Raw genomic sequence first — 25,757 nt, 5'->3', positions numbered from 1 at the left:
TGCGTGGCTCAGGCTTCCCGGACGAGGTAGCGCAGCTCCTGCACCGCGAACCACATCAGCTCGTGGTCCTCGACCGCGTCGGAGGACGGGTCCCGGACGGCGTCCGCCACGTCCTCCGCCGCCGCGGCGTCGTCCACGTGCGCCGAGGCCAGCTTCTTGTACGGAACGGTTCCGGTGACCCTCACCCGGGCCACGCCTTCCTCGGCTCGGCCCTCGCGCTCGACGACGTGGTCGGGCATGTTCGCGGCCAGGACCACCCGGCGCCGGGGTGCGTCGGGGTCGGCCGCCAGCAGCGCCAACGATTCCTCAGCGGCGGCGTACATGGCCTCGTACTCGGCCTCCTCGGTGTCCTCCCCCGGCCCCGGATCGGCCGCGAACGCGGTCAGCGGCGCTCCCTCCAGCCGTCCCTCCTCCAGCATGCGGGCCAGGGCGGGGATGGTGCTGGGCAGGAAGACGTACATGTGAGCGACTCTCCGGGACGTGGTCTGGACACCCCAAGTGTGCCACCCCGGCTCAGGCCACCTGCTGGTCGGCGGTCAGGAGCCGCTCCAGTTCCAGCCGGGTCGTGGCAGGATCGGTGTGCAGGATGCCGGTCATACCGAGTTCCTCGGCGATGCGGACGTTGTGCTCCAGGTCGTCGATGAACACGCAGTCCTCGGGGTCCAGGCCGATCTGCTCGCAGGTGTGCAGGTAGATGCGCTGCTCGGGCTTGCGCATCCCCACCTCGCCCGAGATCACCACCGCGTCGAAGGTGGTGTCGAAGTGCTCACGGGGGTAGCAGTTGCCCCAGGAGTTCGACAGCAGGGCGGTGCTGGCACCGCCGCTCCGAGCCTCGCGCAGGGCCTCGTACATGTCGTGCACCGGATCGAAGTTGCCGAACATGCGGTCGATCAGCCCTTCGGCCACCAGCGGGCCGCCGTGTGTGCAGCGCAGCCGGGCCGCCAGTTCACGCTCGAACTCGCAGGTGTCGATCTCACCCCGCTCCAGCGCGTGCACGGGGTTGTCCCCGTTGAAGCTGCCGTCGAAATAGGGACGCATGACCTCGTAGTAGTGCTCGACGTCGATGCAGTCGGCGGTCAGCCAGGCCCGGATGCCGTCGGGCAGCGGAGGTGTGAGGACACCGCCCCAGTCACAGATGACTCCCCTGACCTCTCGTCGGCTGCTGTCCATCCGATCCCCTCCTCCGGTCACCGCCCGCAACCGAGCGGGCGGGGAAGCGTTCTTCCCGTTCCCCGCCCGTTTCAACCACCGCTGATCAGGTGGTGAGCCCGGTTCCGACCTCGACGTCCGCCTCGGGGATGTCCACCGGCAGCTCGCCGGAGGGCTTCACCAGACCCGCGATGACCCGTGCGGCGGCGGCCCTGGACACGTCCACGGACGAGTAGACCGCCAGGAACGCCTCCGCCTCGGGGAAGGCCGCCAGGTCGTAGGGCGTGCCCTGGGACACCACGACGACCGGGAGGCCCTGGGCGCGCGCGGACCGGACCAGACCGGCCTGGGCCGAGGCCCCGCTTCCGCCGCCGGTGCCCACGACCACGGCGTCGGCGCCGCCCTCCACCACGTTCGTCCCGGCCTCGGTGAGCGTGGCGGCGATCTCCTCCGCGCCCACGCCCTGGACCCGGACCCTGCTGCCCTCGGCCAGCGGCAGCAGGCCGCCCTCGTTGCGCAGCAGGGTCGCGGAGGCGTCCGCCACGCGCTGGGCGGCCTCGGCGTGCGCGGGGTCCTCCAGGACCTCCGCGGCGGCGGCCGGGTCCGCCGGTTCGGCCTCCAGGATTCCGCGCTTCTCCTTGAGCGTCAGGACGCGCAGCACGGACTCGTCGATGCGCTCCTCGGTCAGGCGGCCCTGTTCGACGGCCTCGCGGATCGCGGACACGGCGGCGGCCGGGTCCGGCGGCATGAGCAGCTGGTCCACGCCCGCCTCCAGCACGCGCACGGCGATCTCACCGTCGGAGTGGCGCTGGCGCACACCCTCCATGTTGAGGGCGTCGGTGGTGACCACGCCGTCGTAGCCCAGCTCGTCGCGCAGGATGCCGTCGATGATCTCCGGGGAGATGGTGGCGGGCTCGTCGCCCTCGCTCAGCTGGGGCATGAGCACGTGCGCGGTCATGATGGCGTCCACGCCCGCGTCGACGGCCGCCCTGAACGGCGGCAGGTGCTCGGCCTCCCACTCCTCGCGCGGCATGTCGATGACGGGAAGGCCGGTGTGGCTGTCCACGTCGGTGTCACCGTGTCCGGGGAAGTGCTTGGCCACCGGCACCACGCCGTTGGACGAGTAGGCGCCCGACTCGGCGACGGCCATCTCCGCGACCAGGTCGGGTTGGGAGCCGAAGGAGCGGATGCCGATGACCGGGTTGTTCGGATCGGTGTTGACGTCGGCGACGGGCGCGTAGTTGAGGTTGATGCCCAGGGCGGTGAGCTCCTCGGCGGTGGTGGCGGCGCGCAGCTCGGCCAGTTCGGTGTCGCGGGTGGCGCCGACGGCCATCGCGTCGGGGAAGCTGGTGCCCACGGGCAGCCGGGAGACGAGGCCCTGTTCCTCGTCGATGCCGATGAACATCGGGATTCCCCGCCCCTGTTCGGCGGCGAGCTCCTGCACGCCCGCCGACATGCCGGCGATCTGCTCGGCGTCGTCGAGGTTGGCGTCGAAGTAGATGATGCCGCCGGGTTGGTGGGCCTCGATCTGGGCGGCGTTGTCGGCGGCCGTGGAGCCCTGGGCGGTCAGGACGAGGAGCTGACCGATCTTCTCGTCCAGGTCCATCTCGGAGAGCAGTTGCGGCGCGAGCACGGGCTCGAAGGGCTCGGCGTCGGCAGACGGCTGGGGTTCGCGGTCCTCGGGCGAGGAACCCACCTCCTCGGTGGTGCATGCGGTGGCGATCAGCGCGAGTCCCACGCAGGCCGGGGCCAGGGCGTGTGGAACGGACAGTCTCATGTCGGTGTTCATCTCCGGCGAATCGTGGGTTCGCCGCCGGAGAATACCTCTTTTCGGAGGTCAAGACGCCGAACCGCCGCCACGTGGGTGCGCGTGGCGGCGGGTCGGGCCGTTCGCCGTCTCAGTCCCAGGTGAAGAGCGGGTCCCCCGGGCCGACCGCGCCGCTGGCGAGATCGCCGAGCGCGTCGGGCGAGGCGTCCAGGGCGACCACCGGAACGACCGAGGGGCGCCCCTGCGCGGCGACCATGCCCGGTGACCAGCGGACCACCGGGGTGCCCGCCTCGACCTCGTCGCCCTCGGCGGCCAGGAGGGTGAACCCCTCCCCCGCCAGTTGGACGGTGTCGATGCCCAGGTGGACGAGCACGCCCCGACGGTGGTCGGGAGCCATCACCACGAACGCGTGGGGATGCAGTTTCACCAGGGTCCCCACGAGGGGGGACACGGCGTCCTGGGTTCCCTCCTGCCCGCCCTCCTGACCGGGCTCGGGGTGGACGGCGACTCCGGGACCGACCATGGACTGGGAGAACACGGGATCGGGCACCGTCGTGAGGGACAGTGCCGTTCCTGGTACGGGGGAGAGCACGCGGAGCGTACCGATCACGTCTGACATGGGGGATGTCTTCCCTCCCGGAGGTGGTTGATCCGCCTATTCGATCAGGTCCCTGATGTCGTCGGTGAGGGTGTCGGCCTCGGGGCCCACCACCACCTGCACGACGTTGCCCGAGACCAGAACGCCGTGGGCGCCCGACGCCTTGAGGGCCTCCTCGTCCACGAGTCCGGCGTCGGCCACCTCGGTGCGCAACCGGGTGATGCAGGCCTCGATGTCCTCGATGTTGTCCGCGCCACCCAGACCGGCGACGATCGCCGCTGCCTTGTCCGCCATGCTTCCTCCGTGTTCTGCCGTGGAACGGGGTGTCCCGCAACCTGAGGGCGAGCTTAGGGGTGGCGTGGCGCACACACCAGGGCCCGGGCCGAACGGGTGGTCGGGAGATCCGTCAGGAGGTCTGGGTGACCTTGTTCAGGCCGCGCGGGACGTCGGGGTCGTAGCCCAGGCGGCGGGCCAGGCGCTCGGTGAGCAGCTGGGCGGGGACGATGAGGTTCATCGGGGACACCCACTCGGGCACGTCGGGGACGGGGACGGACAGGTCGCTGGCGGCGGCCAGGGACCCGCCCCCGCCGAACCCGAAGACCGGGGCCCCGGCGGAACGGGCGCGCTCGGCGAGGGCGACCGTGCCCCGGAGGGTGGGACCGGTGGGCGCGGCCACCAGCAGGGCGGGGGTGCGCGGGTCCACGACGGCGATGGGCCCGTGCAGGAGGTCGGCGTAGGACAGGCCCATGGCGTGCAGGTAGCAGGCCTCCTTGAGCTTGAGGGCGGCCTCCAGGGCGGTGGAGAAGGCCATGCCGCGCCCGGAGATGACCGCTCCCTGGACGGCGACCATCCGCTCGACGATCTCCTCCAGGGCCTCCGAGGGCGCCGCCAGGGTCTCCTCGATGCCTTCCGGGACACGGGACAGGTCCCCGGGGTCCAGGTCGGCGCCCAGGCCCAGGGCCAGGACGGCGAGGGCGGCCAGCTGGGTGTTGTAGGTCTTGGTGGCGGGCACGGCGACCTCGTTCCCCGCCTGGGTGACCAGGGCGACGTCGGCCTCCTCGGCCAGCGGGGAGTCCGCGCCGTTGGTGACACCGACGGTGCGGGCTCCGCAGTCGGCGGCCCAGCGCATGGTCTCGACGATCTCCTCGGTCTTCCCGGACTGGGAGATGGCCACGGCCAGGACGTCGGACAGGTCGATCCGGGCCCCGTAGGTGGTGGCGATGGAGGGCGACCCCAGGGTGGCGAGGCGCCCGGTGTGCGCCTGGAGCAGGTAGCTGCCGTAGACGGCCGCGTTGTCGGAGGAACCGCGTGCGATGAACAGCACGTGCCTGGTGCGGCGGCCCAGGGCCTCGATCTCGGAGCGCAGTGGCAGGAGCTCGGCGAAGGTACGGCGCAGCGCCTCGGGCTGCTCGGCGATCTCGGAGCGCATCATGCTCGTGGTGTTCATGGAGGGCCTTCCCCTGTGTGTGGCGGTCGGGGGCGTCACGCGGTCGGCGCGGAGGCGGCGCCCTCCGATCCGCCCCGGCGACGGTGCGCGTCACCTGCCGTTGGGCGGATTGACACGCGGACGGAGCTGTGGTCTAGTCCGGACTATACCAGTCATGTCCGGCTTGTCCCGGGAGCCCCGGGGCCGGAGGCGACCGGCAGCGCGCGGACCGTCCGCGCTAAGGTCTGACGCCGACTCCATCCGCCGACCGAGAAGGCCGCCCGTCCCATGTCGATCGACCCCAGCAACCCGCTCCCCAAGTACAGCCAACTGCGTGACCTGCTCCTGGACTGGATCACCGAGGCGGGCCTGGGCGTGGACGACATGGTCCCGTCCGAGCGCGAACTCAGCGCCACCTACGGGCTCTCCCGGATGACCGTCCGCCAGACCATCGACCTGTTGGTGGCCGAGGGACGGCTGTACCGGGTTCCCGGCAAGGGCACCTTCATCGCCCGCCCCAAGATCGAGATGTCCCTGGTCCTGGCCTCGTTCAGCGAGGACATGCGCGCACGCGGCTTCGAGCCCGGCGCGCGTGAGCTGATCCGCCAGGTCATCCCGGCGAGCGGGCACACCGCGCGCATGCTCGACATCGCACCGGGCACCCTGGTGCACCACATCGAGCGCATGCGTACCGCCGACGACGAGCCCATGGCCGTGGAGCGCTCCAACATCCCCGCCGCCATGGTCCCGGGCCTGGAGGACTACGACCTCGCCGAAAGGTCCCTCTACGAGGTACTGGAAAACGAGTTCGACATCCTGTTGGATTCCGGGGAACAGACCATCGAGGCCGGGATCTGCGACTCGGCCGACTCCCGACTCCTTGGTCTGCCAGCTGGGAGCCCGGTGCTGGTGATGCAGCGCCGGAGCTTCGCCAACGGACAGTGCGTGGAACTGGCACTGTCCACCTATCGGGCCGACCGCTACCAGCTGCATTCCCGGCTGGACCCCCGGCGGCACGGCGACTGACGTCCCGCGTCCACAAGGCGCGTGTCCGAAGGAGGACCCCCCACCATGAGTTCGGACCAGACACCCGCACGAGCGGAGTCACAGCCTCCCGGCGGGGCCGCCGGAACCAAACGCCCCTCCTCCACGCTCGCCGTCCTCCAGAGGCTCGGCCGCAGCCTGATGATGCCGATCGCGGTCCTGCCCGCCGCGGCGATCCTGCTCCGCCTGGGGCAGCCCGACCTGCTCGGTGCCGAAGGCCTGGCCGGACTCCCCGGAATGGGCTGGATGGTTCCGGTCGCGGGCGCCGTCGGAACGGCGGGCAGCGCGGTGTTCGAGGCCCTGCCCCTGCTGTTCGCGATCGGTGTGGCGATCGGCTTCGCCAAGCGCGCCGACGGGTCGACCGCGCTGGCGGCGGTGGTCGGCTACCTGGTGTTCGACCGGGTGGCCTCCTGGACGATGGTGACCTTCGACAGCCCCACCGGGGACCTGGGGTCACGGCTGGTCACGTATCCGCTGCCGGTCGATCCCACGACACGGGAACCCCTGACGGACCCCGCGGCCGTGGACGCGGTCGCGCCGGTCATCAACCACGCGGTGAAGAACCCGACCGACGTGCTCGGCGGTATCGCGGTGGGCCTGGTCGCGGCCCTGCTGTGGCAGCGCTACCACCGGATCAAGCTGCCGACCTGGCTGGGCTTCTTCGGTGGTCGCCGGTTCGTGCCGATCGTGACGGCGCTGGCCGGTCTGCTGATGGGTGTCGCGCTCGGTCTGGTCTGGCCGATCGTGGGCGGATGGATCCAGAACCTGGGCGAGGCCATCATCGGCGCGGGCGCACTGGGCGCGGGCGCCTACGGGGTGATCAACCGCCTCCTGCTGCCGATGGGCCTGCACCACGTGGTGAACTCGTTCATCTGGTTCGTGTCGGGCACCCACACCGCTCCGGACGGCACCGTGTCGCACGGTGAGATCACCCGGTACTTCGCCGGTGACCCGGAGGCGGGCAGCCTGCTCGCCGGGTTCTTCCCGGTACTGATGTTCGGCCTGCCCGGCGCGGCGCTGGCGATGTGGCTGGCGGCGCCGAAGGCCCGGAGGACCCAGATCGGATCGATCATGATCCCGGCGGCGCTGACCGCGTTCGCGACGGGTATCACCGAGCCGGTGGAGTTCGCGTTCATCTTCGTGGCCCCGGTGCTGTTCGGGGTGCACGTGGTGCTGACCGGTGCCTCGATGGCGATCCTGAGCGCGCTGGACGCCCAGTTGGGCTTCGGGTTCTCGGCGGGCCTGATCGACATGCTGTTGAACGCCACCAAGGACAACACCCAGGGGCTCGGGCTGATCCTGTTGCTCGGGCTGGTGTACTTCGTGCTCTACTTCGGGATCTTCTACCTGCTCATCACCCGGCTCAACCTGCCCACGCCGGGACGCGAGCGCGATCCGGAGGACCAGGGCGAGACCGTGAGGGTGCACACCGAGACCAACACGGGCGAGGAACCGCCGGACGCGAAGGGCGGATCGGGCTCCTCCGGCTGACCCGGGCCTCCTCTCGGACAGACATTTCGTCGGGGCGCTCCGTGAGGGGCGCCCCGACGTGCGTGGCGGCGCCCTTGAGCAGGGTGGGCACGCGGTGGGGTTCCGCCCGGTCACCGGAGCCGAGAGGGGCGGGGAGCCCTTCGGCCAGCTGGTTCCGCGTTTCGTGCGGTCGGCTCGTCCGGATCCGGCTGTCGGCCGTGAACCGGAGCAGGGTGGCGCACCGGTCCGGCTCCTGGGCGGTGCGCCGTTCGGAGCAGTCCCCGACCAGCCCTCCGGTTTCGTAGCTCACGGATCGGGCAGTCCCGAGGCAGGGCGGGCCCGTTGACCTCTCGGAGGTGTGCGATGTTCAGGAAGAACGTGGCGGAGGGCATCCACTGCGTACAGGACGGCTACGTCAACTGGTTCATCGTCGAGGACGAGGGACGGCTGACGATCGTCGACGCCGGGGTGGGAGGCTCCTGGGACTCCCTGAAGCGGGCGGTGCTCTCGCTCGGCCGGCGCCCCGGGGACATCCGCGCCCTGGTGCTGACACACGGACACTTCGACCACCTCGGTTTCGCCGAGCAGCTCCGTTCCCGGTTGGGCGTCCCCGTCCACGTCCACGAGAACGACGTCCCCCTCACGCGGCACCCCCGCCAGTACGGTCACGCGCGTGCGCGCACGCCCTATTTCCTGACGCAGGTGAGGGCCGCCCCCATGGTCGCGTCGTTCCTGGTGCGGCGGGCGTGGTGGCCGAAACCGATCGAGGAGGTGCACCGCTTCCGGGACGGCGAGCTGCCGGTGCCCGGTGCGCCGCGGGTCGTGCCCACACCGGGCCACACCCTGGGCCACTGCGCCCTGCACTTCCCGGACCGTGGCGCGCTCATCGCCGGTGACGCCGTCGTGACCCTCAACCCGTACCGCGGCACGCACGGGCCGCAGATCGTGTCCGGCGCGGCGACCGTGGACGAGGAGCGTGCGCTGGCGTCGTTGGACGCGATCGCGGACACGGGCGCGCGGACCGTGCTCGTCGGGCACGGAGAGGCGTGGACCGACGGCGCGGAGAGACTGGCCGACCTCGCCCTCCGGAACGGCCCCTCCTGAGACGTCGTGCCCCGTGGGCCCCGCCGACCTCAGGAACGGCCACGGCGCACGGGAGGACCACGACCAGACGGCCGGGCCACGGCACGACCGGACACGTGAACGCGCGTGGGCGCGGCCCGGAAGGGGGCCGCGCCCACGCGCGTCACGGTCGCCGTCGCCCTACTTGGCGGCCGGGGTCCCGTGGCACTTCTTGTACTTCTTGCCGGAGCCGCACGGGCAGGGCGCGTTGCGCGCCGTACCGGCGTACTCGTCGGTCGCCTCGCTGTGCTGCTCGACGGTGCCGTCCTCACTCGGCGCGGAGTACTGGAGCCTGTCGGGCTGGTCCTCACCGAACCCGGGAACGACCACGTCCTCGGGGGCCTCGGCCTCATCCACGGGCGAGGCGGCGTCCTCGGCCTCCTCGTCCTCGTCCACGGCGGTCGCGACGGCCGTCGCACCGGCGGACCCGCCACCGACGGCGGTGGCGGTCTGCGCCGCCGCGGCGGACGTGAGGGCGGGCTCCTCCTTCTTGCGGACCTGCACCTCGACGTTGAAGAGGTAGCCGACGGACTCCTCCTTGATGGCCTCCAGCATCTGCTGGAACATGTCGAATCCCTCGCGCTGGAACTCGATCAGCGGGTTGCGCTGCGCCATGGCGCGCAGTCCGATGCCCTCCTGGAGGTAGTCCATCTCGTAGAGGTGCTCGCGCCACTTGCGGTCCATGACCTGGAGGATGACCCTGCGCTCGACCTCGCGCATGGCCTCCTCGCCCAGGTCCGCCTCACGGGCCTCGTAGGCGGCGTTGGCGTCCTCCACGACGCGGTCGGCGATCAGCTCGGGCGTCAGCGTGTGCAGGTCACCGTTCTCCTCGATGAACTCGTCGACGGTGACGCTGATCGGGTAGACCTGCTTGAAGGCCCGCCAGAGCCTGTCGAGGTCCCAGTCGCCGGGGTCGCCGTTGGCGGTCTCCTCCACGACGTAGCCGCGCAGGACCTCCTCCAGCATGCTGATGACCTGCTCGCGCAGATCCTGGCCCTCCAGGACCTTGCGGCGCTCGGCGTAGATGACCTTGCGCTGCCGGTTGAGGACCTCGTCGTACTTGAGGACGTTCTTGCGGACCTCGAAGTTCTGCGTCTCGACCTGGCCCTGCGCGGAGGCGATCGCCTTGCTGACCATGCCGGACTCGATGGGCTGGTCGTCCGGGATGTTCAGCTGGCCCATGAACGCCTCCAGACGGCTGCTGTTGAACAGGCGCAGCAGGTCGTCCTGGAGGGACAGGTAGAAGCGGGAGATGCCGGGGTCACCCTGACGGCCGGAACGGCCGCGCAGCTGGTTGTCGATGCGCCGGGACTCGTGCCGCTCGGTGCCGAGCACGTACAGGCCGCCGGCCTCGACGACCTTCTCGTGCTCCGCCTCGTAGTCGGCCTTGGCCTTCTCCAGCGCCTCGGGCCAGGCCTCCTCGTACTCCTCCGGGGTCTCCAGCGGGCTCAGACCGCGGTTCTGGAGCTCCTCGTCGGCGAGGAAGTCGGGGTTGCCGCCCAGCATGATGTCGGTACCGCGACCGGCCATGTTGGTGGCGACGGTGACCGCGCCGAGCCTGCCCGCGCGGGCGATGATCGAGGCCTCACGGGCGTGGTTCTTGGCGTTGAGGACCTCGTGCGGCACGCCCTCGCGCTTGAGCATCCGGGAGAGCAGCTCGGACTTCTCGACGCTGGTCGTACCGACCAGGACGGGCTGTCCCGCCTCGTGCCGCTCGGCGATGTCCTCGGCGAGCGCCTGGAACTTGGCGTCCTCGTGCTTGTAGACGACGTCCTTGACGTCCTCGCGGATCATCGGCTTGTTGGTGGGGATGGGCACCACGCCGACGGAGTAGGTCTGGTTGAACTCCGCCGCCTCGGTCTGGGCGGTACCGGTCATACCGGCGAGCTTCTCGTAGAGGCGGAAGTAGTTCTGGAGGGTGACCTTGGCGAGCGTCTGGTTCTCGTCCTTGATCTTGACGCGTTCCTTGGCCTCGATGGCCTGGTGCATGCCCTCGTTGTAGCGGCGCCCCGCCAGGACGCGGCCGGTGAACTCGTCGACGATGAGGACCTCACCGTCCTTGACGATGTACTCCTTGTCCCGCTTGTACAGCTCCTTGGCCTTGAGCGAGTTGTTGAGGAAGCTGATGAGCGGGGTGTTGACGGCCTCGTAGAGGTTGTCGATGCCCAGCCAGTCCTCGACCTTGGCCACACCGGACTCGGTGATGCCGACGGTGCGCTTCTTCTCGTCGACCTCGTAGTCCTCCTCGCGCTTGAGGCGCGGAGCGATCTTGGCGAACTCGGAGTACCAGCGGGAGTTCTGCTCGGAGGGGCCGCTGATGATCAGCGGGGTACGGGCCTCGTCGATGAGGATGGAGTCGACCTCGTCGACCAGGGCGAAGAAGTGCCCGCGCTGGACGGTGTCCTTGAGCGAGAGCGCCATGTTGTCGCGCAGGTAGTCGAAGCCGAACTCGTTGTTCGTCCCGTAGGTGATGTCGGCCTGGTAGGCCTTGCGGCGGTCCGCCGCGGTCATCTGCGGGCCGATGACGCCGACCTCGAGGCCGAGGAACTGGTAGACGCGGCCCATGTTCTGGGCGTCGCGCCTGGCCAGGTAGTCGTTGGTCGTGATGACGTGGACGCCCTTGCCCGCGAGCGCGTTGAGGTAGACCGCGAGGGTACCGGTCAGGGTCTTGCCCTCACCGGTCTTCATCTCGGCGATGTTGCCGAGGTGGAGCGCGGCGCCGCCCATGATCTGGACGTCGAAGTGACGCTGGCCCAGGGTGCGCTTGGCCGCCTCGCGGACGGTCGCGAAGGCCTCGGGCAGCAGGTCGTCCAGGGACTCACCGTCCTCGTAACGTTCCCTGTACTCCTGGGTGAGGTCGCGCAGCTCCTCGTCGGTGAGTTCGACGTAGTCTTCCTCGAGCGAGTTGACCTGGTCCTTCAACTTGTTGAGCCGGCGCAGGATCTTTCCCTCACCCGCGCGCAGGAGCTTGCTGAGTATCCCTGGCACTTCCTATGCGCTCCTCGCAGATCGCGGTTGGCTCCACACATGTGGAGATCAGATCTAGGCCCGCTGACCGCTTTCCCGTGGCCGCGGAGGACGGCGGGGTTCCCGGGCCCTCGGGCCTACATCCTAGAGGACACGAACCATACGCCCGCCCTCTCGGAAGAGGGGTCCGCCCGCACGTTTCCCCCTGCGCAACGAATAAAACCAGGCGATATGTTCCCGCATGTCACACGGCCTGTGACGGGGGTGGAGAACTTTTCGGATATCCCGACGCCCCGGGGAACCCGGTACCGGACGAATGCCCGGCCGAACGCGGACGGCACGGACGCCGACGCCCCCTCCTCCCGCGTCCGCTGATGGCTCCCCGGTTTCCTGGGTAGGCACTTCGTAGGAGGTCACACCGTGACCTGGCGGGTGCTGACCGCCGAACGCGACGTGTTCCCAGGGGGGATCACCATGCGAGCACACAAACACAAGAAGGACCCTGAGTCCGCTGAGGCCCTTGGAACTGATGAGACCACAGGAGCTCACGAGACGACAGGGGCGACCGAGACCAATCAGCAGACAACACCGGCTCCACGCACCCCGGTCGAGGTGTTCGACGACATGATCTCGCGCAGAAGGCACACCACTCCGCAGTCGAACGACAAGGATGACCCGGGTCTGGCGTGGGAGCGGCATCGTCCGGACCTGGATGACGAGAGGCGCTTCGGCCGCATCCGGGGGTTCCAACGCCAGGGCGGCAGCATCGCGCCCACCAACAACCACCGGGGGCGTCTCTCCTCCTGGGTGGCGGTACTGCTGGCCTGCGCGGGGTTCATCGTGGGCGGCGTCGGCGTCGCCATGGGGATGTCCGTGGTGCTCCTGGTGATCGGCGGCGTCCTCCTGGTGACGGCGGCCGTGGTGGCCCTGGTCTTCGACATGATGAGCGACGTCGTCCTCGACTCGCCGCGGTTGGAGTCGGAGGAGCCGCACGGCACCCCGCTGCACCGGATCAAGACCGAGAGCCCCAAGAAGCGGCCCGGGTAGACGCGGGCCTCGGAGGGCCCGCCGGGGACGCACATCGGCGGAGGGCNCGTGGGACCCGCCGCAGCGTCGTGCCCGTGGTGGCCGGACGGAGGGGCGTGCCTGTGGGAGAGGGCCCGCGAAACCGCCGGGACACGGCTCCCGCCGCGTGTGCGACGGGGCCCGGGACGTGGTCGGCCCCGACCCGGGAGCCCGGGGAGGGGCGCCTCCGGGGCGTCCCGGGCGCGGGGAGGAGGCCCGGGTCCCACACGCGCCGTCGGCGACGCCCCGTCCCGGCGGCCGTCCGTGCGGGGAACGGAACCTAGTCGACGAGCCGGAGGACTCCGTAGTTGAAGCCCTTGCGCCGGTAGACGACGCTCGGGGCGTCCTTGACCTCGTCGTGGAAGAGGTAGAAGTCGTGGCCCACGAGTTCCATCTCCATCAGCGCCTGGTCGATGCTCATGGGCTTGGCCCTGTGGAACTTCTCCCTGACGATGACGGGGACGTCCCCTTGCGTGTCGAGCTCGACGAACTCGTCGGAGAACCTCTCAACCGTCTCGGGGCCGCCGCTCACCTCCTCTCCGCTGCGCTGGGCCGGGGGAGCCTGCGTGGCGGTGGCGACCGGGGGCAGGTCTCCGGGGAGGTCGGCGGTCGCGGCCGAGACGGAGACGGGAGCGTGGTTGCCGCGGTGGACCTTACGGCGGTCCGCGGCCTTACGGAGACGGGCCTCGATCTTGTCGACCGCCATGTCGAGGGCGCCGTACCGGTCGGAGGAGGCGGCCTCGCTGCGGATGACCGGGCCGTTGGTCCGGATGGTCAGCTCAACCCGCTCGCAGACGTCGGCGAGCTTGGGGTTGCGCTCTCTGGACACCTCCACGTCGACGGTCATGCCCTTCTTCTCCCACTTGGAGAGCCTGCCGAGCTTGTCGTCGACGTGCTGTCGGAACTTGTCACTCACACCGGTGCGTCGACCCTTGACGATGATGTCCATAGGACCCCCTTCATCGCGTGGCCGTCGTGAAGGCGACGGCCAGGCTGGCTCTGCGTCCCTTCCGCCGCCAGGGGGGCGGAAGGGGTGTCGCGCGCTAGCCCCCTTCCGCTGGTGCCCCCGTCCTGTCGGAGGCACGGCTCGGTTGGAGATGCGTATACCCACCAGCAGCGGTGTCATCACGCGCCCCACGGGCACGATTGCCGACAGCCGCCGAACTGGGGGAAAGGACGTCGGGAACGATGGGGACAAGGCATCCCTCGGGCACCCACCGGCCGCTCGGGACCGCGGTGTGGCGGCCCCCACGGGCGGGGTGTGAGGGAGCCGTCTCCGGGAGTCCGCCGTTGGCGGACCCCCGGGCGATGGGATGCCACCCGTCCGGCCGACCTGGTCTTCGTCCCCACATCCGCCTGCTGAGAGTGTCGCCGCTCTTGTCCGCGACTACTGCTCTTCTCCCTGTCATGAGGGACATCTGGACCCTCCGCGGGGCAGGACTTACCTCTAAGGCGCACCGTGATCGGTCGACGAAAAGTCGCCTTACGTGGGCCGTTTCGCCTGCGCCTGGCATCGGCTTGCCGGAGCGGCGCCCCGGTGTTCCCGGGGGCTCACAATCTCCGACGCAACCACGGACCCGGACGGGTGCCATACCGTGACCGTAACCTGTCCCGGCGAGGATGTCAGGTGGCGACCACCTTCCCAACTCGTTGGTAACAGTCGCAAATCCTTGCGCACGTGGACTTTTCGCCTGTTCAGGAGGGTTCGTAAAACCTTCTTGCCCGGCTCGGCACCCTGATGCGCGGTGGTCCGGCACCCGCCGCCCCGGTACCGGCCGTCCGGGTGGCGGCGCCTCCGGAAAGGCTCTCCAGGAGGACGATCGCGCCCGCCACCCCGAACCCACCGGCCCTCAGCGCCCGGGTCGCCTCGGCCACCGTGGCTCCCGTGGTGAGGACGTCGTCCACCACGACCGCCGCTCCGCGCGCCGTGCCGGGAACCCCCGCGGGCGCGCGGTCGGCGACGAGGACACCCGTCCGGTTGGCCAGGCGTGCGGCGCGTCCCAGACCGGCCTGGCGCCGGGGGCGCCCCCGGTAGCGCAGCAGCGGCGCCACCCTTCCGGCGTTCGCGCCGCCCGCCTCCGCCAGACAGGCGCGTGCCAGCCGGGTGACCGGCGCCCGGGGATCACGCGGCGGTCCGCGTCCGGGCACGGGGACGAGCAGGGTGTCCGGGGAGGCCAGGCCCGACGCGGTGTAGGCGGCGGCCAGCCGACCGCCCAGGGGCGCCGCCAGGGCGTCCGCACCGCCCTCCTTGTAGGCGAGCAGGATCCCGCGGTGGCGCCCGGCGTAGGGACCGGCCGCCCAGACGGGCGGACAGCCAGGACGCGGCGCGCACCGGTGGGGACGACACCACAGCGCGGTGAGGCAGTCCGTACACAGCGGCCCCGAGGGGCCCTCACACCCCGCGCAGGGCTGCGGGAGGAGCAGGTCGAGCAGCGCGCCGAGTACCCCTCGCAACACGTCCGCGAGGTGTGTCCGATCATCCATACGTCCAGCATCAGTGCCCGGGCCAGCCGCCGCCAGCCCCTTCCCGGACCTGTGGACGACCCCGGGACCCCGTCAACGCCCGTGGCCCGGCCATCGCGCGTGGCCCCGAACGCGGTCGGTGGCCGGGCCCCGGCGGGGGAGCTAGCCCGGGAACGCGGGCGAGCCGCCCTCCACCACGTTCTGCCAGTTGAGCGGGTCGCTGGAGACCCAGATGTTGCCGTCGTCGGAACCGGCGACCAGTGGCTGTCCGGGGGCGCCCGAGACGCTCACCATGCTCGCGACCGGGGTCCCCGCGCTGGCGGGCGGCGTGCCGCCGACCAACGACACCAGGAGTGCCTGGCTCGTTCCCCCCTCGCGGCTGCCGAGCACGACCAGCTGGTCGCCCGAGCGCCAGGAGACGTCGGTGACGTCCTCCAGCTCGCTGGCCAGGGGGACGAACGACTCCACGGAGACCTGCCCCTCACCGTTCTCCACCACACGGCCCACCTGGAGCGAACGCCGCCCGTCCACCTCGGTCACCACCGCGGCGCGGGTGCCGTCCCGGGAGATCTGGAACTGCGCCAGCGGGCTGCCACGCAGCCCGGACACGTCCACCCGGACCACCTCGTGTCCGTCACGCAGCAGCCACAGGGCGGTGGGCCCCGAGGACGGGGGCGGACCGTTGAGGTTCGGACTCTCGCCGTCGGCGTCCTCCTCGGACTCCTCGTCCTCGGCGTCGTCCTCCTCGCGGAGCTCCTCGACCACCCACAGGTCGCCGTCGACGTCCCAGGACAGGTCGGTGAAGACCCCGTCCGTCAGGACCTGTTGGACCGCGGCGCCCGACGTGGCCTGGCTCGTGACGACCTCCGCGCCGCCCGTGGTGATCCCGGCGATGGTCCGCTCGTCCAGGGACACCGCGAACCGTTCCAGCGGCACCTCGCCCGCGCCCAGGGGGCCGGGGACCGGCTCGCCCGCGCCGAAGGTCTCGTTGTCCCAGTCCGAGGCCGACCACAGCTGGCCCTCGTGCGAGTAGTAGACGTTGACGTCGGCCGGGGAGGCGCCGGGGCTCACGTCGGACCAGTAGGTGCTGCCCGGCCGCGGCCGGTCGGCGCTCTCGCCCTCGGCCCCGGGGAAGTCCACCTCCGTGTCGTTCACCTGGAGGGTGAACTCCTGGATCTCCGGCAGCTGGCGCAGGGTCCAGGCGATCTGCGCGCCCATGCCGAACTCGTCGGCCTCCCCGGTACCGGTCACGCTGACGGTCACCCGGTCCTCGTCCACCTCCACCTCGGGGTCCGCCTCCTCGGAGAAGGAGGAGTGGACCGCGGGGTCCAGCCAGTCGCTGGGACCCTCGATGAGCCTGTTCAGCAGGCGTTTGGACAGGTCCTCGTTGCTCACCGGCAGGTAGACCGGGTCCGGGACCAGGGAGCTCTCCGCCGGGTTGAAGTAGTACAGGTTGAACGGCCGGTGGGTGCGCTCCACGTCGAGCTGGCTGAGGACGAGCTCGTCGGGAAGGCTCTGGATGCGCCACTCGCCCTCGGGGTCGCCGCCCTCCCTGGCCAGGACGAAGGTCTCGTTGAGCAACCGACCGGAGTCGCCGGGGACGTACCTGCCGTCCTCGTCGATCGTGGCCACCAGCGAACTGCGCATCCGGACGGTGGCCGTGAGCCCGTCGTCGCTGATCTCGGTCTCCAGGGCGACCGTGTCGTGGCTCGGGAAGATCCTGACCGTGCCGTCGGGGGACCACGCCTCGTCCGTCTGGGGCAGCATGTAGCTGCGGGCGGCCTCGTAGTCCTGCTCGAAGCTGCCCACGTCCTGGAGGAAGCCGCTCACCAGCCCCTCCGGGCCCACGCCCTCCTGGGGACCCGCGGGCAGCAGGCGCACGTAGCCGTCGTAGGGGTCCTCCTCGGAGCCGTTGCCGTCGCTGGCCACGATCGGCCCCGTCGTGGGGACGGACGCGCAGGCCGCCAGGGACACGCACACCAGGGCCGCGGCCAGGAGGGCGCGCGTGCCACGGCCGAAACGGTGCGGTGCGCTCATGCCAGCTTCTCCTCACCCTCGCGCTGTTCTCCGGTCGCGGTGTCCTCCTCGGCGGACTCCGTGGCACCGCCCCTGGCGGAGACCCTCTCCGCGCGCGCGGCCCCGTTGCCGCCCTCGCCCTTGTCGGAGAAGGCGTTGTAGGTGCGTCCCAGCGCGAACTCCGTCGGCACCAGTGGCAGGGGGGAGCCGCGCAGCTCACTGCCGGAGCGGCGCGGGAGGGACAGTCGGAACTGGGAACCCTGGCCGGGCTGGCCCCACGCCTGGAGCCAACCTCCGTGCAGGGTGGCGTCCTCCTTGGCGATGGACAGCCCGAGGCCGGTACCGCCGGTGGTGCGCACCCGGGCCGGGTCGGCGCGCCAGAAGCGGTCGAAGCACAGGTGCTCCTCGCCCTCCTTGAGGCCCACACCGTAGTCGCGCACGGCCACGGCGACCGCGTCGCGGTCGCACGCGGCGGTGACCACCACGTCGCGGCCCTCGCTGTGCTCGATGGCGTTGACCACCAGGTTGCGCAGGATGCGGTTGATCCGGCGGGAGTCGTACTCGGCGGTGCAGGGCTCGGTGGGCAGGCGCAGCACGACCTTGATGCCGCGCCGCTCGGCGATCTGCTCGGCGTCGCCGACGGCCTTCATCACCGCGTCGCGGATGTCCAGCGACTCGGTGCCCAGGGTGGCCGCCCCGGCGTCGTGGCGGCTGATCTCCAGCAGGTCCCCGAGCAGCTCCTCGAACCGGTCCACCTGGCTCTGCAACAGCTCCACCGAGCGGCGTGTGGTGGGGTCGAACTCCTCGCGGTCGTCGAAGAGCACGTCACCGGCCATCTTGATGGTGGTGAGCGGCGTGCGCAGCTCGTGGGAGACGTCGGAGACGAACTGCCGCTGGAGCTTGGACAGCTCCTCCAGTTCCTGGATCTTCTCCTGGAGGTTGCCCGCCATGTCGTTGAAGGACAGGGCCAGCCGGGCGAGGTCGTCCTCCCCCTGGACGGTCATGCGCTCGCTGAGGTCGCCCGAGGACAGCCGCTCGGCGGACTGGGCCGCCGACCTGACCGGGCTGACCACCTGCCGGGTGACGACGAACGCGATCAGCCCGAGGAGGATGACCAGCAGCACGCCCACCAGGATGACCGTGCTCTGGACCAGGTCCAGGATCTCCTGCTCGTGCTGGAGGGGGAAGACGTAGTACAGCTCGTAGGCGTGCGTGAGCTGGGCGCCGACCACCAGTGCGGGCTGCTCGCCCTGCTCTGTCGTGATGCGCGTGTACGTGTGGTACTGCTGGTCCTCCACCTCGGCCTGGCTGACCTGGTCGCTGAGCCGCTTGGGGACCTTGCCCCCACCGGTGGCCCAGCCGACCTCACCGCCCACCGAGGGCAGGATGACCACGCTGTACAGACCGGTGTCGCCGCTGCGGCTGGTGAGTTCGCTGGCGAGGTTGGACAGGAGGCGGTTGCGGTCGCCCGCCTGGTTCTCCTGGAGTTCGACGACCGCGTAGTTGAGCCCGGCGCGGTGGTCGGTGACGGCCGTGGTGATCTTGGCGTCGAGCAGGCCGCTGCGGACCTGGGAGATGAGCACGTATCCCAGGCCCAGCATCACCACCAGTGACAGCACCAGGGTGGTGGAGATGACGCGCAGGTGCAGGGAGCGGCGCCAGTTGGTGTGGACGCCGCGCACCAGGGCACGGGCGGCGCGCTGGGCGAGCAGGTAGGCACGGGTGAACCCCGTGCCGCCGTCGCGCCAGCGCCTCGCGTTTCCGGGAAGCCCGGAGGACGGCCCCTCCGTTTCGGAGGCGGCCTTCCGGTCCTCCTCGGGTGTGGCTGCGGTCATGTGCGACTCGACGGAATCAGGCGGTACCGGCCTTGTAGCCGACGCCGCGGACGGTCACGACGACCTCGGGGTGTTCCGGGTCCTTCTCGATCTTGGCGCGCAGGCGCTGCACGTGGACGTTGACCAGGCGGGTGTCGGCGGCGTGCCGGTAACCCCAGACCTGCTCCAGCAGGACCTCGCGGGTGAAGACCTGGCGCGGCTTGCGGGCCAGGGCGACCAGCAGGTCGAACTCCAGCGGGGTGAGGCTGATCTGCTCGCCGTCGCGGCGCACGGCGTGCCCGGCGACGTCGATGGTGATGTCCCCGATCTGGAGGACCTCGGGCGCGGGCTCCTCGGTGCGGCGCAGCCGCACGCGGACGCGGGCCACGAGCTCCTTGGGCTTGAAGGGCTTGACGATGTAGTCGTCGGCGCCGGACTCCAGTCCCAGGACGACGTCGATGGTGTCGCTCTTGGCCGTGAGCATCACGATGGGCACGCCGGACTCGGCGCGGATCTGACGGCACACGTCGATTCCGTCGGCTCCGGGCAGCATCAGGTCGAGGAGGACCAGGTCGGGCTTGGTCTCTCGGAAGGCCTCCAGTGCCTTGTCCCCGTCATGCACGAACGAGGGCTCGAACCCCTCACCCCGAAGCACGATGCCGAGCATCTCGGCGAGGGCGAGGTCGTCGTCGACGACCAGTACACGTCCCTTCATCGGTGTGTCCGGCGCCGGGCGTCGGACCCGCGCGGGCGGGTACGGCGGCGCCTACTCCTCTCTCTGGAAACACTCAGGCGGCATAAACGTTCGGTGCGCCAAGACGCGGAAAACTGCTTGTCCTCCCCACCTTGCCAGCTTCGGGCGGGGCGGGGAGTGTGGTCGGTGTTTTTCGGCCTCTGGGCCTTTTCGGCTACCAGCGCGTCGGCCCTGCTGAGCTGGCCCGCGAACCTTCACGACTTGGCCCGTTGGTAACAGAAAGCATACAAAAGGAATGAAGTGGGTCGGTTGCCCCTGCATACCCTCGAACGGCGCGGGCAGCGGTGGAACCGGCGGGTAGGTTGGTTTACCAGGCGACGGGAATCGCGTGAGCCCGCTCGCGCAGCGTAACCGAACCCCATGGAGGGCGTGGCAGATGACCCAGGAGGACAACCACCGGGACACGTCGGGGAATTCCCCGGGGGAGCCGGACAACGGTGGGACTCCCGAGGCCGGTCCCCCGCCCGAGTCCGGCGGCTGGGCCGCGCCCGGCCAGAATCCGTCAGAGCGGGACCGGTCCGGACAGGACCCGTCCGCCCCCGCCGCACCGACCGGAGGACGGCCGGAGTTCGCGCCGCCCGAGCAGGGGCAGCCGGGTTTCGCGCCTCCAGGGCAGGATCCCCAGCAGCACGGGCAGCAGCCGCCCGGAGCGGGCTACGGGCCGCGGCCCCCGGAGCAGCCGGACGCCGGGTACGGCCAGCAGGCGCAGTGGCGGCAGCCCGGGTACGGCACTCCCCCGGGTCCCCCTCCCGGACACGGCCAGCAGCCCCCGTACGGCGGACAACCGGGCTACGGAGCTCCGATGCCGCCCGGTGGGCCGCGCGCGCCCAAACCCGGTGTCGTCTCGCTCCGGCCGATGACGCTCGGGGACATCCTCAACGGCGCGTTCAGCCTCATCCGCCACAACCCGAAGACCACCGTCGGGCTCTCACTGATCGTCATGGCGATCGCGAGCATCGTCAGCTCGATCGGCTTCAGCGGATACATGTCCGACTACGGGACGTTCCTCGACCAGGTGGCGACAGATCCGGCGAGCATCAACGCCAGCGACCCACTGCCGTTCAGCGCCTGGTCGCTCATCGCCCTCTACGGCGGCGGACTCCTCTCCCAGGCCGGGATCATCCTCGTCACCGGCCTGCTCACCGCCGTGGTCGGCATGGCCGCCCTGGGCCGCAAGCTCAGCCCGTCGCAGGCCTGGGCCATCGTCAGGGAACGGATCGGGGCCGTCATCGGCCTGGCTCTGCTGCAACTGCTGATCTTCTTCGGCCTCACCCTGGTCATCATGGTGATCGGGCTCGTCGGCCTGTTCGTCGGCATCTTCGTGGCCGTCTCGGCCGACCAGGTCGTCGGAACGATCATCGCCATCGCCTCCGTGGTGCTGGGATTCGGCGGCGGCCTCGTACTGAGCGCCTGGATCTACGTCCGCATCTACTTCGCCATGCCGATCGTGGTGCTCGAACGCCTCGGTCCGGGCGCGGCCCTGGCCCGTTCCTGGCGCCTCACCCAGGGCAGTTGGTGGCGGATCTTCGGCATCGCGTTGCTGGCGACCGTCCTCATGAGCTTCGTCAGCGGCCTGCTGAGCACGCCCTTCAGCGTCCTCTCGGTCATCCCCACCGTCCTCGCCCCCGGAGCGGTCTGGGCCGCCGTCGTGGCGGGGGCCATCATCTACATAGGCACTGTCCTGGCCTCGGCGATCACCGCCCCCTTCACCGTGGGCGTGACCACGCTGCTCTACGTGGACCTGAGGATGCGGCGTGAGGGCCTCGACCTGAGGCTGCACGAGGCCGCCCAGGCGGGCCACGAGGCGGGACCGGAGATCTACCTGCCGGAGCCGCGGACGTGAGCGCACACCTGGCGGCCGTCGGCGAGGTGACCCAGGACGAGGGGCGCAGACGGGCCGTCGAGGAACTGAGCGACCCCCTCTACGGGAGCCAGGAGCCCTCCCTGCTCGACCGCGTCCTCACCTGGCTCCAGGAACTCCTCGCTGAACTCACGGCCAACGCGCCGGACGCCCTCAGCGGCTGGGTCGTCCTGGGACCGCTGCTGGTGATCGTCGCGGTCCTGGTGGTCTGGCTGATCGTCTGGCTGCGACCGTCCCGGAGCCGCGCGGCCGGTGCGCCCGTGCACGAGGGCACGCCGCTGTCCGCCACCGACCACCGCGCCGCCGCCGACCGGCACGAGGCCGCGGGCGAGTTCGCCGCCGCCGTCACCGAGAGGCTGAGGGCCGTCAGCGTGGACCTGGAGGACCGGGCGATCATCACGCCGCGCGCGGGGCGCACCGCGACAGAGCTGGCCGCGGAGGCCTCGACCGTGCTCCCTGGAGAGGCCGAGGGGCTGCGTGAGGGCGCCCGGGTCTTCAACGACGTGGTGTACGGCGACCGCGAGGCGACCGCCGACTCCGCCCGGATCCTGCGCGAACTGGACACCCGGCTGCGCGCCGCCCGTCCCGCCGAGGAGGTGGGGGGATGACCGCCGCCGCTCCCCCGGCGCCGCCCCGGGACTCCGCGCCCCACCGCACGCCGCCGAAGGAGGGTTCGCGCGCCCTTCGCGCGTGGCGCTCGGTCCGGGTCCCGGCCGCCCTGATCACCGCGTTCGTCACGGTGGTGGTGCTGCTGTCACTCGGCACGGAGCAGTTCCCCACCGGCCATCTGGAGCCTGGCTCCATCTCCCCGGACGGCACGCGTGCCCTCGTGAACGTGCTGGAGGAGGACCGCGACGTACACGTGGTGCGCTCCTCCCCCGCCGCCGAGGAGGCCGTGTCCGAGGCGGGGGACGACACCGTGCTGGTGGTCTTCCTGGACCACCGCCTGCTGCCCGAGGAGCTGGAGTCCCTCGCGGCGCTCGACGTGGACACCGTCCTGGTGCGGCCGTCCACGCCGTCGCTGGAGGCGTTCGTACCGGGCGTCGAGATGACCGGCCGGGAGGAACCCGAGGGGTTCCCCGAGCCGGACGTCGCCTACTCCCCCGAATGCGACCTGTCCGCCGCCGAGGCCGCGGGCGAGGCCTACGTCGGCGGCGAACTGTACACGGCGGGCTCCGGCGTCGACGCCGTGGGCTGCTACCCCGGCGGCAGCGGCGACGCCCTGGTCCGGGTGCGGCACGACGACGGGACGACCACCACCGTGCTGGGCACCGGCGGACCGCTGACCAACGCCGAACTCGACTCCGGGGGCAACGCGGCTCTGGCGCTGAACCTCCTGGCCGCCGAGGACGTGGTGTGGCTGCGGCCGGACCCGCCCCAGCAGGAGGGGAGCTCCGGGCTCTGGGAGCTGCTGCCGCTGGGCCTGCGCTGGTCGCTGGTTCCGCTGGTGGCCATGCTGGCGCTTCTGGCCCTGTGGCGGGGGCGCCGGATGGGCGCCCTGGTGCCCGAGTCGCTGCCCGTGGCGGTGCGTGCCTCGGAGACCACCGAGGGCCGTGCGGGGCTGTACCAGTCGCGCAAGGCCCGGGACCGGGCGGCGACCGCACTGCGCGCCGGGTTCCTGGACAGGGTCACGCCCAAACTGGGGCTGAGTGCGGACGCCGTGCCCGGAGCGGTCGTGGCGACCGTCGCGGAGCGGACCGGTGACGACCCCGCCCACCTGCGGAGTCTGCTCTACCCTGAGCCCCCCGACCCGTACGCGGGCAACGACGACATGCTGGTGAAGCTCGCCGACGAACTCGACGAGCGCGCCCGGAGGCTCCGGTGAACCGGGTCCGCGCGGACCAGCGAACGACCACTGAGGTATCGAGAGAGGTAGACGGCACGTGAGCGCCTTCACACCCGAGGCACTGCCATCAGCCGACGAGGCGCGCGCGGCGTTGGTCGCCCTGCGCCGCGAGGTGGCCAAGGCGGTCGTGGGCCAGGACGAGACGGTGACCGCGATGGTCGTGGCGCTGCTGTGCCGTGGCCACGTGCTGATGGAGGGCGTGCCCGGTGTCGCCAAGACACTGCTGGTGCGCACGGTGTCGGCGGCGCTGTCCCTGGACCACAAGCGGGTGCAGTTCACCCCGGACCTGATGCCGGGTGACGTGACCGGTTCGCTGGTCTACGACCAGCACACCGCGAAGTTCGAGTTCATGGAGGGGCCGGTCTTCACCAACCTGCTGCTCGCGGACGAGATCAACCGGACCCCGCCCAAGACCCAGGCGTCGCTGTTGGAGGCCATGGAGGAGCGCCAGGTGACCGTGGAGGGCAGGCCGACCGCGCTGCCCGACCCCTTCATGGTGGCCGCCACCCAGAACCCGGTGGAGTACGAGGGCACCTACCCGCTGCCCGAGGCGCAGCTGGACCGGTTCCTGCTCAAGGTGACCATCCCGCTGCCCGAGCGCGCGGCCGAGGTGGAGATGCTGGGACGCCACGCGGACGGTTTCGACCCGGGTGACCTGGAGGCGGCCGGGGTGACCGCGGTGGCGGGCGCCGCCGAGCTGCACGCCGCGCGGCTGGCCGCGGAGGGGGTGCGGGTGGCCCCCGAGGTCCTCGGTTACATCGTGGACCTGTGCCGGGCCACACGGCAGTCGCCGTCCCTCCAGCTGGGCGCCTCTCCGCGCGGTGCGACGGCGCTGCTGCGCACCAGCCGGGCGTGGGCGTGGCTGTCGGGCCGCGACTACGTCACCCCCGATGACGTGAAGGCGCTGGCCAAGGGCACGCTTCGGCACCGGATCGGGCTGCGCCCCGAGGCCGAGCTGGAGGGGGCCACCACCGACGGAATCCTGGACGGTGTGCTCGCCTCCGTCCCGGTGCCGCGCTGATGGTGGTCACCGGCCGGGCGGTACTGCTGGCCCTGGTCGCGACGGTCGCGGTGGCGCTCTCCGGCCTGGTCGGCGCGGAGGCGACCGCGGTCGCCCTGACCGTGCTGGTGCTGCTGCTCGCCCTGGACATCGTGTTGGCGGCGAGCCCGAAGGCGATGCGCCTGTCCCGGGACGGCGACACGTCGCTGCGCCTGGGCGACTCGGCGACGGTGTACGTGACCGTCACCAACCCCACGCGGCGGCGCCTGCGGGGATCGGTGCGCGACGCGTGGCCGCCGAGCGCGCACGCCGTGCCGCGCGGTCAGCCGCTGCGGGTACCGGCCGGGGAGCGGCGGCGGGTGACGACCGCGCTGACCCCGACCCGGCGTGGCGACGCACGTGCCGCCGGGGTGACCGTGCGCAGCGTGGGGCCGATGGGTCTGGCGGGCAGGCAGCGGACGCTGCCCGCTCCGTGGACCGTGCGCACGCTGCCGCCCTTCCACAGCAGGCGCCACCTGCCGGGCAAGCTGTCGCGGCTGCGTGAGCTGGAGGGCCAGCACACGGCGATGGTGCGCGGGCAGGGCAGCGAGTTCGACTCCCTGCGCGACTACGTGCCCGGCGACGACGTTCGGTCGATCGACTGGCGGGCCACCGCGCGGGGCGACGGTGTGGTGGTGCGGACGTGGCGGCCCGAACGGGACCGGCGCATCCTCATCGTGCTGGACACCGGGCGCACGTCGGCCGGGCGGGTGGGCGACACCCCGCGGCTGGACCACGCCATGGACGCCGCCCTGCTGCTGGCCGCGCTGGCGGGCAGGGCGGGCGACCGGGTGGACTTCATGGCCTACGACCGGCGCACGCGCGCGCAGGTGCGGTCGTCGGGCAAGGGCAGCCAGGTGAACCGGATCGTGGAGGCCATGGCGCCGCTGGAGGCGGAGCTGGTGGAGTCCGACCCGGCGGGGCTGGTGGGGACCATCCTGGGCACGCAGGGGCGGGCCCGGCGGCTGGTGGTGCTGCTGACCGATCTGAACGCGACCGCGTTGGAGGAGGGGCTCCTGCCGAAGCTGCCCGCGCTGACCTCCCGGCACCTGTTGATGGTCGCGGCGGTCAACGACCCGGCGGTGGACCGGATGGCCGCCGAGCGGGGCAGCGCGGACGCGCTGTACCGGGCCGCCGCGGCGGAGCGGACGCTGGGCGAACGGCGTCGGGTGACCGCCGAGCTGCGCCGGATGGGTGTGGAGGTGGTCGACGCCGACCCCGAGCACATCGCGCCCGCGCTGGCGGACGCCTACATCAACCTCAAGGCGCAGGGACGGCTGTAGGAACGCGGCCGGGGCCGTCCCGTGGGCGGGACGGCCCCGGCCTCCCTCGGCAGCGGGGCGTCGCGGTCGTGC

General features: G+C 71.3%; 21 protein-coding genes. 9 read left to right on the top strand and 12 right to left on the bottom strand.

The annotated features are described in order from the left end of the window. Positions 1–8: 8 nt before the first annotated feature. The 6 genes from D455_RS0112065 to D455_RS0112040 all read right to left on the bottom strand — a co-directional run bounded on the left by D455_RS0112065 (position 9) and on the right by D455_RS0112040 (position 4,962). Positions 9–461: a DUF6912 family protein gene (locus D455_RS0112065; RefSeq protein WP_017570980.1), complete on the bottom strand. Its 453-nt coding sequence runs from the start codon at positions 459–461 to the stop codon at positions 9–11. 52 nt (positions 462–513) lie between these two features. Next, on the bottom strand, positions 514–1,170 hold the full coding sequence (locus D455_RS0112060) for an HAD family hydrolase (RefSeq protein ID WP_017570979.1): 657 nt from the start codon (positions 1,168–1,170) through the stop codon (positions 514–516). An 85-nt stretch (positions 1,171–1,255) separates the two neighbouring features. Then, complete coding sequence (locus D455_RS0112055) at positions 1,256–2,926, bottom strand: glycoside hydrolase family 3 protein (protein ID WP_017570978.1); 1,671 nt, start codon at positions 2,924–2,926, stop codon at positions 1,256–1,258. A gap of 121 nt (positions 2,927–3,047) precedes the next feature. Further along, a complete protein-coding gene (locus D455_RS0112050) occupies positions 3,048–3,536 on the bottom strand; it encodes a PTS sugar transporter subunit IIA (RefSeq protein ID WP_017570977.1) in 489 nt (162 codons plus the stop codon). 36 nt (positions 3,537–3,572) lie between these two features. Beyond that, a complete protein-coding gene (locus D455_RS0112045; protein ID WP_083922212.1) occupies positions 3,573–3,884 on the bottom strand; it encodes a glucose PTS transporter subunit EIIB in 312 nt (103 codons plus the stop codon). A gap of 37 nt (positions 3,885–3,921) precedes the next feature. Further along, entirely contained in the window at positions 3,922–4,962 is a 1,041-nt protein-coding gene (locus tag D455_RS0112040) for an SIS domain-containing protein (RefSeq protein ID WP_017570975.1), read from the bottom strand. A 267-nt stretch (positions 4,963–5,229) separates the two neighbouring features. On the opposite strand from D455_RS0112040, the gene D455_RS0112035 reads away from it, so the two are divergent. From D455_RS0112035 to D455_RS0112025, 3 genes are all read left to right on the top strand, one after another. Then, on the top strand, positions 5,230–5,967 hold the full coding sequence (locus D455_RS0112035; RefSeq protein ID WP_017570974.1) for a GntR family transcriptional regulator: 738 nt from the start codon (positions 5,230–5,232) through the stop codon (positions 5,965–5,967). Between the two features lie 45 nt (positions 5,968–6,012). After that, positions 6,013–7,476 carry a PTS transporter subunit EIIC gene (locus D455_RS0112030; RefSeq protein WP_017570973.1) on the top strand — a complete coding sequence of 488 codons (1,464 nt, stop codon included), beginning with the start codon at positions 6,013–6,015 and terminating at the stop codon, positions 7,474–7,476. A 342-nt stretch (positions 7,477–7,818) separates the two neighbouring features. Next, on the top strand, positions 7,819–8,559 hold the full coding sequence (locus D455_RS0112025; RefSeq protein ID WP_017570972.1) for an MBL fold metallo-hydrolase: 741 nt from the start codon (positions 7,819–7,821) through the stop codon (positions 8,557–8,559). 159 nt (positions 8,560–8,718) lie between these two features. Here the strand turns inward: D455_RS0112025 and secA are convergent, their stop codons facing one another. Beyond that, positions 8,719–11,565 carry a preprotein translocase subunit SecA gene (gene secA / locus D455_RS0112020; protein WP_017570971.1) on the bottom strand — a complete coding sequence of 949 codons (2,847 nt, stop codon included), beginning with the start codon at positions 11,563–11,565 and terminating at the stop codon, positions 8,719–8,721. Between the two features lie 603 nt (positions 11,566–12,168). Between secA and D455_RS30150 the strand changes: the two genes are divergently transcribed. Then, complete coding sequence (locus D455_RS30150; protein WP_152487052.1) at positions 12,169–12,591, top strand: hypothetical protein; 423 nt, start codon at positions 12,169–12,171, stop codon at positions 12,589–12,591. 298 nt (positions 12,592–12,889) lie between these two features. Here D455_RS30150 and hpf read toward each other — a convergent pair whose 3' ends face one another. The 5 genes from hpf to mtrA all read right to left on the bottom strand — a co-directional run bounded on the left by hpf (position 12,890) and on the right by mtrA (position 19,617). Continuing rightward, the gene (hpf, locus tag D455_RS0112010; RefSeq protein ID WP_017570969.1) at positions 12,890–13,558 is read right to left on the bottom strand and encodes a ribosome hibernation-promoting factor, HPF/YfiA family; all 669 of its coding nucleotides are present in this window, start codon (positions 13,556–13,558) and stop codon (positions 12,890–12,892) included. 746 nt (positions 13,559–14,304) lie between these two features. Beyond that, a complete protein-coding gene (locus D455_RS0112005; protein WP_017570968.1) occupies positions 14,305–15,093 on the bottom strand; it encodes a ComF family protein in 789 nt (262 codons plus the stop codon). Positions 15,094–15,234: 141 nt separating this feature from the next. After that, on the bottom strand, positions 15,235–17,109 hold the full coding sequence (locus D455_RS0112000; RefSeq protein WP_017570967.1) for an LpqB family beta-propeller domain-containing protein: 1,875 nt from the start codon (positions 17,107–17,109) through the stop codon (positions 15,235–15,237). Then, positions 17,106–18,923 (bottom strand): MtrAB system histidine kinase MtrB, encoded by a 1,818-nt coding sequence (gene mtrB, locus D455_RS0111995; protein WP_017570966.1) that lies wholly within the window; start codon positions 18,921–18,923, stop codon positions 17,106–17,108. Before mtrB ends, D455_RS0112000 begins: the two co-directional genes overlap by 4 nt. A gap of 16 nt (positions 18,924–18,939) precedes the next feature. Next, complete coding sequence (gene mtrA / locus D455_RS0111990) at positions 18,940–19,617, bottom strand: MtrAB system response regulator MtrA (RefSeq protein ID WP_017570965.1); 678 nt, start codon at positions 19,615–19,617, stop codon at positions 18,940–18,942. 415 nt (positions 19,618–20,032) lie between these two features. On the opposite strand from mtrA, the gene D455_RS0111985 reads away from it, so the two are divergent. From D455_RS0111985 to D455_RS0111965, 5 genes are read left to right on the top strand one after another with little or no spacing between them, the layout of a single operon-like run. Further along, complete coding sequence (locus D455_RS0111985) at positions 20,033–21,499, top strand: glycerophosphoryl diester phosphodiesterase membrane domain-containing protein (protein ID WP_026122549.1); 1,467 nt, start codon at positions 20,033–20,035, stop codon at positions 21,497–21,499. After that, positions 21,496–22,125, top strand: a complete 630-nt coding sequence (locus tag D455_RS0111980; protein ID WP_017570962.1) for a DUF4129 domain-containing protein — start codon at positions 21,496–21,498, stop codon at positions 22,123–22,125. The genes D455_RS0111985 and D455_RS0111980 overlap by 4 nt, the downstream gene beginning before the upstream one ends. Beyond that, the gene (locus D455_RS0111975) at positions 22,122–23,342 is read left to right on the top strand and encodes a DUF4350 domain-containing protein (protein WP_017570961.1); all 1,221 of its coding nucleotides are present in this window, start codon (positions 22,122–22,124) and stop codon (positions 23,340–23,342) included. The genes D455_RS0111980 and D455_RS0111975 overlap by 4 nt, the downstream gene beginning before the upstream one ends. A gap of 58 nt (positions 23,343–23,400) precedes the next feature. After that, positions 23,401–24,384 (top strand): AAA family ATPase, encoded by a 984-nt coding sequence (locus tag D455_RS0111970; protein WP_017570960.1) that lies wholly within the window; start codon positions 23,401–23,403, stop codon positions 24,382–24,384. Then, complete coding sequence (locus D455_RS0111965) at positions 24,384–25,685, top strand: DUF58 domain-containing protein (RefSeq protein ID WP_017570959.1); 1,302 nt, start codon at positions 24,384–24,386, stop codon at positions 25,683–25,685. The genes D455_RS0111970 and D455_RS0111965 overlap by 1 nt, the downstream gene beginning before the upstream one ends. The last annotated feature ends 72 nt before the right edge of the window (positions 25,686–25,757 follow it).

Origin of the sequence: Nocardiopsis halotolerans DSM 44410 (assembly GCF_000341065.1) — a bacterium.
GTDB classification, from domain to species: Bacteria; Actinomycetota; Actinomycetes; order Streptosporangiales; family Streptosporangiaceae; genus Nocardiopsis; species Nocardiopsis halotolerans.
The sequence above is the reverse complement of the archived record's forward strand: the minus strand, read 5'-3'. Positions and strand labels throughout refer to the sequence as shown.